Source organism: Curtobacterium sp. 458 (assembly GCF_030406605.1).
Taxonomy (GTDB): domain Bacteria; phylum Actinomycetota; class Actinomycetes; order Actinomycetales; family Microbacteriaceae; genus Curtobacterium.
This window is the reverse complement of sequence record NZ_CP129104.1, coordinates 2,369,830-2,381,484: the sequence shown is the minus strand read 5'-3', so window position 1 is coordinate 2,381,484 and position 11,655 is coordinate 2,369,830. Positions and strand designations below refer to the sequence as shown.

At 71.1% G+C, this 11,655-nt stretch carries 10 protein-coding genes; 1 reads left to right on the top strand and 9 read right to left on the bottom strand.

Features of this window, described 5'->3' with window-relative positions:
- Positions 1-104: 104 nt before the first annotated feature.
- From QPJ90_RS11760 to otsA, 9 genes are all read right to left on the bottom strand, one after another.
- Complete coding sequence (locus tag QPJ90_RS11760) at positions 105-485, bottom strand: hypothetical protein (protein ID WP_290131401.1); 381 nt, start codon at positions 483-485, stop codon at positions 105-107.
- Positions 482-907, bottom strand: a complete 426-nt coding sequence (locus QPJ90_RS11755; protein WP_290131400.1) for a hypothetical protein — start codon at positions 905-907, stop codon at positions 482-484. The genes QPJ90_RS11760 and QPJ90_RS11755 overlap by 4 nt, the downstream gene beginning before the upstream one ends.
- A gap of 82 nt (positions 908-989) precedes the next feature.
- A complete protein-coding gene (locus QPJ90_RS11750) occupies positions 990-2,180 on the bottom strand; it encodes a mannitol-1-phosphate 5-dehydrogenase (RefSeq protein ID WP_290131399.1) in 1,191 nt (396 codons plus the stop codon).
- Positions 2,181-2,411: 231 nt separating this feature from the next.
- Positions 2,412-3,437 carry a ketol-acid reductoisomerase gene (gene ilvC / locus QPJ90_RS11745; RefSeq protein WP_096897982.1) on the bottom strand — a complete coding sequence of 342 codons (1,026 nt, stop codon included), beginning with the start codon at positions 3,435-3,437 and terminating at the stop codon, positions 2,412-2,414.
- A gap of 46 nt (positions 3,438-3,483) precedes the next feature.
- The gene (ilvN, locus tag QPJ90_RS11740; protein ID WP_290131398.1) at positions 3,484-3,984 is read right to left on the bottom strand and encodes an acetolactate synthase small subunit; all 501 of its coding nucleotides are present in this window, start codon (positions 3,982-3,984) and stop codon (positions 3,484-3,486) included.
- Positions 3,981-5,804, bottom strand: a complete 1,824-nt coding sequence (locus QPJ90_RS11735; protein WP_290131397.1) for an acetolactate synthase large subunit — start codon at positions 5,802-5,804, stop codon at positions 3,981-3,983. The genes ilvN and QPJ90_RS11735 overlap by 4 nt, the downstream gene beginning before the upstream one ends.
- Positions 5,805-5,850: 46 nt before the next feature.
- Positions 5,851-7,545 (bottom strand): dihydroxy-acid dehydratase, encoded by a 1,695-nt coding sequence (ilvD, locus tag QPJ90_RS11730; protein ID WP_058725538.1) that lies wholly within the window; start codon positions 7,543-7,545, stop codon positions 5,851-5,853.
- Between the two features lie 149 nt (positions 7,546-7,694).
- On the bottom strand, positions 7,695-8,483 hold the full coding sequence (otsB, locus tag QPJ90_RS11725; protein WP_290131396.1) for a trehalose-phosphatase: 789 nt from the start codon (positions 8,481-8,483) through the stop codon (positions 7,695-7,697).
- Positions 8,476-10,068, bottom strand: coding sequence for an alpha,alpha-trehalose-phosphate synthase (UDP-forming) (otsA, locus tag QPJ90_RS11720; RefSeq protein WP_290131395.1), 1,593 nt, complete (start codon positions 10,066-10,068; stop codon positions 8,476-8,478). The genes otsB and otsA overlap by 8 nt, the downstream gene beginning before the upstream one ends.
- 198 nt (positions 10,069-10,266) lie before the next feature.
- On the opposite strand from otsA, the gene QPJ90_RS11715 reads away from it, so the two are divergent.
- On the top strand, positions 10,267-11,655 hold a 1,389-nt coding region (locus QPJ90_RS11715), incomplete at its 3' end, for a hypothetical protein (RefSeq protein ID WP_290131394.1).

The window sequence follows — 11,655 nt, the reverse complement described above, 5'->3', positions numbered from 1 at the left end:
GATGGTTACGACCGCGGGTCCGCCCTGGTGGCGACCGGACGACGGACGGGAGGCACGGCGCGCGTCGCGAGCCGTGCCTCCCGTCCGGTGGTGGGCGGGGTCCGTCAGGACCCGATGACCGTCGTCGACGTGACGTACTGCAGGAGGGTGAACCAGAGCGCGCTCACCGCGCAGAGCGCGGTCAGGAACACGACCACCGTGCGGAGCGGCTGCATGCGACGGGACACGACGAGCGCGACGACGAAGCCGACCGGGGCGATCGCGACGTCGAGCACGAGCGCCGCCCACGGCACCGAGCTCTGGAGCGCGGTCGCACCGTTCTTCGCGAGGAACTCGTTGTTCTGCAGGATCGGCGTCGAGACACCGACGAAGTTGCCCACCGCCTGCCACGTCACGTACGCGAGCAGGAGCGCGGCGACGACCCAGATCGCGATGCGCCAGGGCGCCAGCACGGGTGTGGGAGCGGGCGCGGTGTCGGCGGTCACCCGAAGCTCCTCGTGAGGATGAACGGCCACGGGATGAGGACGACCGCCCCGATCAGGAGCCACACGAACTTCGTGCGGTTCCTGGTGGACTGGCCGAGCCACAGCGTCGCGACGAACCAGAGGGCCGGGGCGACGATCGCGAGGGCACGCATGACCTCGGACGCCGGGTCGGCGACCGCGAGCACGCTGGCGCTGATCAGCCACGCGACCGTGTAGAGCAGGTAGAGGCCGCCCAGGACGCCGAAGCCGATGAGGGGGCCGGAGCCCATCGGGCCCTCGTCGTCGCGGGAGCGGCGCTCCTTGACGGCCACCGGGTTGTGGGCGGCGTCGACGTGCGTCGCGTCGTCCGCGTCGCCCCAGCGCAGCGCGTCGTCGTCCTCGTGGTCGACGGAGCCGTCCGGAGGTGATGCTGCCGTGGTCATGCCACCGATTCTACGAGGCGTCGAGGGCCGAGCTCACCCACGCCCGGTCGTCCGGGCACCGGCACGGGCAGGGCGCCCGGCGTCAGACGTCGGCCGACTCGGTCTCGAGTACGGCCGCGACGACGTCGCGCACCGCGGGGAAGAGCGGGTGGCTCTCCATCAGACCGGTGAGGATCTCGGTCAGCGCGTGCGCGGTCGCGCCCGAGCGCAGCAGCGCGTGGAGCTCGATCGACTCCGGGTCGTCCTGGTCGTCGAACGCCAGCGCCGCGCGGATCGCTCCGAGCAGGTGGTCGACGGGGAGGCCGCGCTCGGCGAGCTGGGCCGCGGGACCGACGAAGCGTTCCCGCCGCCCGAGCTTGCGGAGCGGGTTCCGTCCGACGCGGACCGTGGTGTCGGGGAGGTGCGGGTTCGCGATGCGCGACAGGTTCGCAGCGACGTAGCGGGCGTGCTCCGCGGGGTCGAACCCGTGCTTCGCGATGAGCAGTGCGGTGGTCTCGGCGAGCACGCCGTCGACCTCGGCGCGGACCTCACGGTCCTCGAGGGCTTCGCGGATGAGGCGGATGCCGCGGGTGTAGCCGTGGTAGGCGGCCGTCGCGTGCGCGGTGTTCACCGTGTAGAGCTTGCGCTCGACGAACGGCTGGAGGTCCTCGACCCAGGTCACGCCGTCGATCACCGGCGGTTCGGTGTCCGAGGCGTCGAACGGGGTCCGCTCGATGACCCACTCGTAGAAGGGCTCGAGCACGACGTCGAGACCGCCGGACTGGCCGAGGACGCCGGACTGGTCGGGGACGATGCGGTCGATCGCGCAGTTCGCGAACACGGCTGCGACGTCGCGGTCCTCGAGCACGGGGGCCCGTCGGATGCTGGCGTGCAGGGAGTCCGTCGCGTTGAAGGCGTTCTCACACGCGACGATCGTGACGTCGCCGCGGTCGGTGCCGCGGGCGGCGAGGCCCTCGGCGATGACGGGGGCGACGAGCGGCAGGGTGCGGGCGCCGACCGCGGTGGTGACGACGTCGGCCTCGGCGATCGCCTGCACGACGCGTTCGCGGTCGGACTTGCTGTTGAGAGCGCGGAACCCGTAGACGAGGTGCTCGACCGGCATCTCGCCGACCTCGTGCACCACGAAGCGGCCGGCTTCGTTGAGGGCGGACACGACGCGCTCGTCGACGTCGACGAAGGTGAGCTCGTAGCCGCTCGCCACGAGGAACTGGCCCACGAAGCCGCGCCCGATCTTGCCGGCGCCGATGTGGACCGCTCGTCTCGTCACCGCCATCGGACGATCATCCCATGCCGATCGGTACGGTCCTGACCAGCGTCGGTCGCGGTCGACGACGACCGTCGGCGAACGACCGACGGCCGGGCCGTGTCGAGCACGGCGGCCCCGCGGACGCGCCGATCTCCGGCGCCGGGGGTGGTGAAGAGCTGCTGCATAACGTTCGGGTCACATCGAGAGGCGGCGGTGCACGGTGCACCGCCGCCTCGTCGTCGAGTGGTGTTGCGAAGACTACCGCGCGGCCGAGCCGTCCACGTAGTCGGCGTCGTTCGACTTCCACGCGAAGAGCGCACGGAGCTCACGACCCGTGGCCTCGATCGGGTGGCCCTCACCCTTGGCGCGCAGGGCCTTGAACTCGGGTGCGCCGGCGTCCTGGTCCTCGATGAAGCGCTTGGCGAAAGTGCCGTCCTGGATGTCCTTGAGGACGGCCTTCATGTTCTCCTTGACCTCGGGCGAGATCACGCGCGGGCCGGAGACGTAGTCGCCGAACTCGGCGGTGTCGGAGATGGACCAGCGCTGCTTCGTGAGGCCGCCCTCCCAGATGAGGTCGACGATGAGCTTCAGCTCGTGCAGGACCTCGAAGTAGGCGATCTGCGGCTGGTAGCCCGCCTCGGTCAGGGTCTCGAAGCCGTACTGGATGAGCTGCGAGGTGCCACCGCAGAGGACCGCCTGCTCGCCGAAGAGGTCGGTCTCGGTCTCCTCGGTGAAGGTCGTCTTGATGCCGCCGGACCGGAGACCGCCGATGGCCTTCGAGTAGCTCCACGCGAGGTCCCAGGCGGAACCGGACGCGTCGACCTCGACGGCGACGATCACCGGCACGCCACGGCCGGCCTCGTACTCGCGGCGGACCGTGTGCCCGGGGCCCTTCGGCGCGACGAGCGACACGTCGACGCCCTCCGGCGCCTCGATGTAGCCGTAGCGGATGTTGAAGCCGTGGCCGAAGACGAGCGTGGCGCCGTCCTTGAGGTTGGGCTTGATGTCCTCGGCGTAGACGATGCGCTGCACCTGGTCGGGCGCGAGGATGACGACGACGTCGGCCCAGGCGGTCGCGTCGGCCGGGGTGAGGACCTCGAAGCCGGCCTCTTCGGCCTTCTGGCGGCTCTTCGAGCCCTCCTTGAGGCCGATCTTCACCTCGACGCCGCTGTCGCGGAGGTTGAGGGCGTGGGCGTGGCCCTGCGAGCCGTAGCCGATGACGGCGACCTTCTTGCCCTGGATGAGCGTCAGGTCGGCGTCGGCGTCGTACACGATGTCAGTCACGAGGGTGTGTCTCCTTGGTTCTGGTGGTCTGTGGGGGCCGACGGGGTCAGCGCACCCGGTCGGTGATGCTCTTCGGTCCGCGGCCCATGCCGAGCAGGCCGGCGCGGGCGAGCTCCTTGATGCCGTAGGGCTCGAGCACGCGGAGGATGGCCTGGATCTTGCCGGGGTCGCCCGTGACCTCGACGACGAGCGAGTCGGTCGCCACGTCGACGACCTGCGCACGGAAGAGGTTCACGGCCTCGAGCACGGCCGAGCGGGTCTGGTTGTCGACACGGACCTTCACGAGCATGTGCTCGCGCTGGACCGACTGCGGGAAGTCGAGCTCGACGATCTTGATGACGTTGACCAGCTTGTTCAGCTGCTTCGTCACCTGCTCGAGCGGCAGGTCCTCGACGTCCACCACGACGGTGATGCGGGACAGCCCCTCGACCTCGGTGTTCCCCACCGCGAGCGACTCGATGTTGAAGCCGCGGCGGGCGAACAGGCCGGCGACGCGCGTCAGCAGACCCGGCTTGTCCTCGACGAGCAGGGAGAGGACGTGGCTCATGCGGGGTCTCCGGTCATGTCGGCGTCCTCGACGTCCCAGCTGGGCGCGTGGTCGCGGGCGTACTCGATCGAGGAGTTGCCGACGCCCTGCGGGACCATCGGCCAGACCATCGAGTCGCGGCTCACGACGAAGTCGATCACCACGGGGCGGTCGTTCGTCTCCAGCGCGAGCTTGATGGCGTCGTCGACCTGGTCGGCGCGCTCGACACGGATGCCGAGGGCACCGTAGGCGTCGGCGAGCTTCACGAAGTCAGGGACCCGTCGGCTCTGGTGCCCGGTCTCGAGGTCGGTGAAGGAGTGTCGGCCGTCGTAGAACAGCGTCTGCCACTGCCGCACCATGCCGAGGGACGAGTTGTTGATCACCGCGACCTTGATCGGGATGTCGTTGATGACGCAGGTGGCGAGCTCCTGGTTCGTCATCTGGAAGCACCCGTCGCCGTCGATCGCCCAGACCACACGGTCCGGCTCGGCGACCTTCGCGCCCATGGCCGCGGGGACGGAGTAGCCCATCGTGCCGGCGCCGCCCGAGTTCAGCCACGCGTGCGGACGCTCGTACTGGATGAACTGTGCGGACCACATCTGGTGCTGGCCGACGCCCGAGGCGTAGATCGCCTCGGGACCGGTCAGTTCGCCGATGCGACGGATGATCGCCTGCGGTGCCAGGAGGCCGTCGGTCGGCTCCGCGTACCCGAGCGGGAAGTCCTTCCGGAGCTGCTCGAGCTTCGTCCACCAGGCGGACGTGTCCGCACGGTCGGCGACGGGGATGCCGCCCCACGCGTCGAGGAGGTCGGCCAGCACCTCCTTCGCGTCACCGACGATCGGGACGTCGGCGAAGCGGATCTTCGAGATCTCGGCGGGGTCGATGTCGACGTGCACGACCTTGGCGTGCGGCGCGAATTCGTCGGCCTTGCCCGTCACGCGGTCGTCGAACCGGGCGCCGAGGGCGATGATGAGGTCGCTGTCCTGCAGGCCGAGCACCGCCGGGACGGTGCCGTGCATGCCGGGCATGCCGAGGTGCTGCGGGTGCGAGTCCGGGAACGCGCCGCGGGCCATGAGCGTCGTGACGACCGGCGCACCGGTGGCCTCGGCGAACGCCTTGAGCTCGGCGGTGGCGCCGGAGCGGACGACCCCGCCACCGACGTACAGCACCGGACGCTCGGACTCGGCGAGCAGCTGCGCGGCGGCCGCGATCTGCTTGCCGTGCGCCTTCGTCACGGGGCGGTAGCCGGGCAGGTCGATCCTCGGCGGCCACACGTAGGGCGCCGACTTCTGCTGGGCGTCCTTCGTGATGTCGACGAGCACCGGGCCCGGGCGACCGGTCGTGGCGATCTGGTACGCCGCCGCGAGGGTCGCCGGGATGTCGGCGGGGTCGGTGACGAGGAACGAGTGCTTCGTGATCGGCATCGTGATGCCGACGATGTCGGCTTCCTGGAAGGCGTCGGTGCCCATCAGGGTCGAGAACACCTGCCCGGTGATCGCGATGAAGGGCACCGAGTCCATGTAGGCGTCGGCGATGGCGGTGACGAGGTTCGTCGCGCCGGGGCCGGACGTCGCGATGGCGACGCCGACCCTGCCCGACGCCGAGGCGTAGCCCTCGGCGGCGTGGCCGGCGCCCTGCTCGTGCCGGACGAGGACGTGGCGGATCGTCGTGGACGCCATGAGCTCGTCGTAGAAGGGGATGATGGCGCCGCCGGGCAGGCCGAAGACGTCGGTGATCCCGAGGTGCTCGAGCGTCCGGAGGACGGCTCCCGAGCCGGTCAGGACCTCCGGCGTCCGGCGTGCACCGGCGGCCGCGGACAGCGGAGTGGCTTCCGTGGGCATGAGGTGTTCCTTGCCTGGAGGGATGGCGGTGGTGCGGGTGTCGACGCTAGCCCGTGACCGCGCCCTTGGCGGCGGACTGGACGAGCTTCGCGAACTTCGCGAGGACTCCGCGGGTGTAACGCGGGGGCAGCGGGGCCCAGCCTTCTCGGCGGGCCTCCAGCTCGGCGTCGTCGACCAGTAGGTCGAGCGAGCGAGCCGCGATGTCGACACGGATGCGGTCGCCATCGCGCACGAATGCGACTGGACCTGCGTCCACCGCTTCCGGTGCGATGTGGCCGATGCACAGGCCGGTTGTGCCGCCTGAGAATCGTCCGTCCGTCAACAGTAGTACATCCTTGCCGAGGCCAGCGCCCTTGATGGCGGCGGTGATCGCCAGCATCTCGCGCATGCCCGGGCCGCCCTTGGGTCCCTCGTAGCGGATGACGACGACGTCGCCCTTCTGGATGCGCCCCTCGGTCAGGGCGTCCATCGCGGCACGCTCGCGGTCGAACACGCGGGCCGGCCCCTCGAACACGGCGGCGTCGAACCCGGCGGTCTTCACGACGGCACCCTCGGGGGCGAACGAGCCCTGGAGGATCGTCAGGCCGCCGGTGGCGTGGATCGGCTGGTCGAGCGGGCGGAAGACCTTGCCGTCGACCGCCGGCGGGTCGATCTCGGCGAGGTTCTCAGCCATGGTCTTGCCCGTGACGGTCATGACGTCACCGTGCAGCAGCCCGGCATCGAGGAGCGCCTTCATGACGACGGGGATGCCGCCGTTCTTGTCGACGTCGTTCATGACGTACTGGCCGAACGGCTTCATGTCCGCGATGTGCGGGACCTTCGAACCGATGCGGTTGAAGTCATCGAGGGTCAGCTCGACCTCGGCCTCGTGCGCGATGGCGAGGAGGTGCAGCACGACGTTGGTCGAGCCCCCGAGTGCCATCGCGACGGCGATCGCGTTCTCGAACGCTTCCTTCGTGAGGATCTGGCGCGCCGTGATGCCCTTGCGGAGCATGTTCACGACGGCCTCACCCGAGCGGTGCGCGTAGTAGTCGCGGCGACGGTCGGCCGACGGCGGGGCGGCGGACCCCGGGAGCGACATGCCGAGGGCCTCGGCCACCGATGCCATCGTGTTGGCGGTGTACATGCCGCCGCAGGCGCCCTCGCCCGGGACGATCGCGCACTCGATCTCCTTGAGCTCGGCCTCGGTGATCTTGCCGGCCTTGCACGCACCGACGCCCTCGAAGGAGTCGATGATCGTGACCTCCTTGAAGGAGCCGTCGGCCTGCTTCACGTAGCCCGGCATGACCGAGCCCGCGTAGAGGAAGACGCTCGCGAGGTCGAGGCGCGCGGCGGCCATGAGCATGCCGGGGAGCGACTTGTCGCAGCCGGCGAGCAGCACGGTGCCGTCGAGGCGCTCCGCCATCACGACGGTCTCGACGCTGTCCGCGATGACCTCGCGCGAGACGAGGGAGAAGTGCATGCCCTCGTGGCCCATCGAGATGCCGTCGGAGACGGAGACGGTGCCGAACTGCAGCGGGTACCCGCCCCCGGAGTGGACGCCTTCCTTGGCGCCCTGGGCGAGGCGGTCGAGGGACAGGTTGCAGGGGGTGATCTCGTTCCAGGAGGACGCGATCCCGATCTGCGGCTTCTCCCAGTCCTCGTCGCCCATGCCGACGGCCCGGAGCATCCCACGCGAGGTGGTGGCTTCGATCCCGTCGGTGACGACCCGGCTGCGCGGCTTCACGTCGATGTCAGGCATGGGGTGAGTCTAGGCGCAGTTGGGATACCAACCGAGCAACAACATGCGTCCGCATGGTGTCCGCTGCGCCGGCCGGGAGGCACGGTGCGGCTCCGTCGTGCCGGTCGCGTCAGCCAGGCCGGTCACGTCGGCCACGCCCGTCCCGACGATCAGGCCGGTCGGGTCGCCCGTGCCCTCGCCAGCTGCTTCAGGACGTCGGTCAGTGCGGCCGGGTCGGTGACCCGGTAGCGGGCGAGCGTGTCGCCCTCCCCCACCTTCACACCGACGTCGCCGTCGCGGAGCACCCGGAAGCCGTCCTCGTCGGTGACGTCGTCGCCCGCGAAGAACACGGCGTCCGCACCGCGCAGCTCACGAAGCCGGTCGATCGCATCGCCCTTGGTGACGTGGCGGACGGCGAACTCGAGGATGTCCTTGCCGCCGCGCTCGAGCACGGCGTCGTCGACCTCGTGGGCGACCCGGCTGGCCTCGGCGTCGGCAGCCGCCGCGGTCTCGGCGTCGACACCACGGGTGTGGACGCCGACCCCGGCGGGCTTGTGCTCGATCCGCACGCCCGGGTAGCGCGTCGCCACCTCGTCGATCGCCGCGCCGAGCCGTTGCACGCGCGCGGACTCGTCGTCGGTGAGGGCGTCCTCGTCGTGGCCGTCGACGCGCCACTCGACGCCGTGCGACCCCACGAGCGCCATGCCCTCGGGGGCGTGCGTGACGCGGGCGAGGCCGTCGAGCGAGCGACCGGACACCAGGACCACCTCGGTGTCGCGGGCCCGCTGGAGGGTCAGGACGGCCGCCCAGGAGCCGGGGAGCGCGCCGACCTGCGCCGGGTCGTCCGCGAACGGAGCGAGGGTGCCGTCGAAGTCGAGGGCGACGATGAGTCGCGGCGCAGCCGCGAGCGTCTCGAGGGCCGACGACAGGGCGGACGGATCGGTGACGGTGTCAGGCACCACGAGCCTCCCGGGTGTCCTCGGCCGCACGCGCGGTCTGGGCGTCCTGGTCGAAGATCGACGTCGTGTCCTGGAGCTCGTCGACGTGCTCGTCACCGGGGTCGGCGGCGGCCGGGTCGAGCTTCGCGCGACTCGGCGCGTGGCGGTCGAGCGCCTCGAGGAAGGAGCGCGACCAGCGCGCCACGTCGTTCTCGCGGACGCGCTTGCGGAGCGCGCGCATGCGCGTCGAGCGCTCGCGACGCGGCATCTCGATGGCGCGCTGGATCGAGTCCTTGAGCGCACCGATGTCGTGCGGGTTCACGATCACGGCCTGCTTCAGCTCGTCGGCGGCGCCGGTGAACTCGGAGAGGATGAGGACCCCGTCGTTGTCGAAGCGCGTGGCGATGTACTCCTTCGCAACGAGGTTCATGCCGTCACGGAGTGCGGTGACGAGCATGACGTCGGCGGCGAGGTAGAGCGCCACCATCTCCTCACGCGGGTACCCGTGGTGCAGGTACGCGATCGGCTGGTGTCCGATGACGCCGAGGTCGCCGTTGATGCGACCGACGGTCAGCTCGATCTCGTCGCGCAGTGCGGCGTACGTGTCGACGCGCTCGCGGCTCGGGCTCGCGACCTGGACGAGGGTGGCGTCCTCCACCGCGACGCGGCCGTCCTCGACGAGTTCGCCGAACGCCTTGATGCGGTGCCGGATGCCCTTGGTGTAGTCGAGCCGGTCGACCCCGAGCAGCACGGTCTTCGGGTTGCCGAGGCTCGCGCGGATCTCGCGGGCGCGCTCCTGCACCTCGGGCCGGTGCGCGATCTCCTCGAACCCGGCGGCGTCGATCGAGATCGGGAAGTGCCGCGCCTCGACGTGGCGGACGGTGATCCCCTTGCGGCTCCGCGGCGCGGCCGGGTCGTCGACCGGGACGTCGATGGTCGAGCCCTTCGTCGTGTAGCCCTTGATGTGCCGGACCGCTCGGAGGAAGTCGCTCGCGTCGTCGTGCCGCTGGAAGCCGATGACGTCGGCGCCGAGCAGGCCGTCGAGGATCTGCGCGCGCCACGGCAGCTGGGCGTAGATGCCCACCGGCGGGAACGGGATGTGGTTGAAGAAGCCGATCGTCAGGTCGGGCCGGAGCTCGCGGAGGAGCGCCGGGACGAGCTGCAGCTGGTAGTCCTGCACCCACACCACGCCGTCCTGCTCGACGATCTCGGCGATCTGGTCGGCGAAGCGCTGGTTCACCCGCTTGTACGCGTTCCACCAGTCGCGGTGGTAGCTCGGGTGCTCGATGACGTCGTGGTAGAGCGGCCAGAGGGTGTCGTTGCTGAAGCCCTCGTAGTACTCCTCGACGTCGTCGGTGCTGAGGGGCACGGGGACGATGTGGATGCCGTCGTTGTCGAACGGGTCGACCTCGACATCGGGCTGTCCGACCCAGCCGACCCAGGCGCCGTCGTTCGCGCCCATGACCGGCTCCAGCGCGGTCACGAGGCCGCCGGGCGAGTGCCGCCAGCCCTCGTTGCCGTCCTCGTCGACGACGCGGTCCACCGGGAGGCGGTTCGACGCGACGACGAAGGCGTAGCGGGAGGGATTGGTGTCGTCAGCAGCCATGGGTTGGTGGTGTCTCCGTTCGACCGGGTCGGTGCACACGGGTCGTGGTGCACGTGGACGATGCCGAAGTTACCAGCGGGACGCCAGCAGATTCACGGGACCTCGGCAGGATGGATATGATGCTCCCTCGTGTCGGGGGGACACGAGGTGCCCACAGGGGTGGCGCCGGCCTCCCGGTCGGAAAGGACACCACCTCTCGTGAGCGAGCACCCACCCGTTCCCCCGCAGCCGCCGCAGCAGCCCGCTGCCGCACCGGCGCCGACCCCGGCGCCGTCCGACGGCTTCGACCGCCTCCTCCGCACGGTGCCCGGACGGGACTGGCTCGCCGCCGTGCTCGGCGCGGTCGGGGGCTGGGTCGCCGCCTACGTGGTCGCCGTGGTCTCGCTCCTGCTCACCGTCGCGGTCGCCGCAGCGGGCGGGTCCGGCGGCGGGTCGTCCGACCTCGGTCCGTCGAGCGGCATCGGCGGCGGCTCGGGCTCGGGCGTCCCCGACGTGCAGTCACTCCTGTCCGGCGTCAGCGTCATCCTCGGCGCCCCTGCGCAGCTCGTCGTGCTCGCCGATCTCGGTCGACTCCACGGCTCCGGGTCGATCGGCCTGCTCGGCTCCGGCTCCGGCTCGATCGGCGTGGTCCCGGCGGTCGTGCTCGCCGCGCAGGTCGTGCTCGCCGTCGTGCTGACGCGGCGCATCCGCTCGCGCGTGGTCGCCCTGCCGCAGCTGCTGCTCACGAGCGTCGTCAGCGGCCTGGTGCTCGTCGCGCTGACGACCCTGACCGGGCTCGTCCTGGCGATCCGGTTCCCTGAGGTGGACGGCGCGACCATCGAGCCCGTGCACGGTGTCGGGCTCGGCAGCGTGCTCGGTTCCTTCCTCATCGGTGCCCTCTGCGCCCTGCTCGCCCGTCCGGCGCTGCTCGTCCGCGGCAACGTCGTCGTCGGCCGCGTCCTCGGCACGGTGCGGGTCGCCACCTCGCAGCTCGTCGTCCTCGTCGTCGTCGTGTCCGTCGTCGTCGTGGTCGTGGCGTTCGTCGCCCAGCCGTCGTGGGGCGCCGCGCTCCCGCTGCTCGTCGGCAACGCCGGCGTCGCCCTGACCGCGCTCGGGTTCCTCGGTGGGATCGGCAGCGGCGGCCTCGGCCCCGTGAACAGCACGGCGACCGTGTTCGGCGGTGCCGGCGGGTGGACCTGGCTCGTCGTGCTGCTCGTGCTCGTCACCGCGTTCGCCGCCGGCCTGGCCCTCGCCGTCCGTCGGAACGACCGGGCCCGCAGCACGCTCGACTGGGTCGTGACGCCGGTCGTCTGGGCCCTCGGCGGCCTGGTGCTCCTCGTCCTCGGCACGCTCGTCGTGTCCTACCGCGTCAGCGGCGCGAGCACCGTCGGCGGCTCCGGCTCGGTCGGCATCGCACCGTGGACGCCCGTCGTGTTCCTGCTCTGGGGCGCGGCGATCGAGGTCGTCGCCCGGTACGTCGCGCCGGTGCTGCTCCCCCGCCTCGGCGGCGGGACGCTCCTGCGCACGGCGAAGCTCGTCGGGACCGACCCGCAGCCCGTGCCGGCGTGGGCCGTGCCCGCGGCCGGCGCGGCCGGCGCGGCCGGCACT

What these genes read in the sequence shown, in the direction of transcription:
- otsA (WP_290131395.1), bottom strand. Translation starts at nt 10,068, where the DNA reads ATGGCTGCTGACGACACCAATCCCTCCCGCTACGCCTTCGTCGTCGCG.
- QPJ90_RS11750 (WP_290131399.1), bottom strand. Translation starts at nt 2,180, where the DNA reads ATGGCGGTGACGAGACGAGCGGTCCACATCGGCGCCGGCAAGATCGGG.
- QPJ90_RS11735 (WP_290131397.1), bottom strand. Translation starts at nt 5,804, where the DNA reads ATGCCCACGGAAGCCACTCCGCTGTCCGCGGCCGCCGGTGCACGCCGG.
- ilvN (WP_290131398.1), bottom strand. Translation starts at nt 3,984, where the DNA reads ATGAGCCACGTCCTCTCCCTGCTCGTCGAGGACAAGCCGGGTCTGCTG.
- ilvD (WP_058725538.1), bottom strand. Translation starts at nt 7,545, where the DNA reads ATGCCTGACATCGACGTGAAGCCGCGCAGCCGGGTCGTCACCGACGGG.
- QPJ90_RS11755 (WP_290131400.1), bottom strand. Translation starts at nt 907, where the DNA reads ATGACCACGGCAGCATCACCTCCGGACGGCTCCGTCGACCACGAGGAC.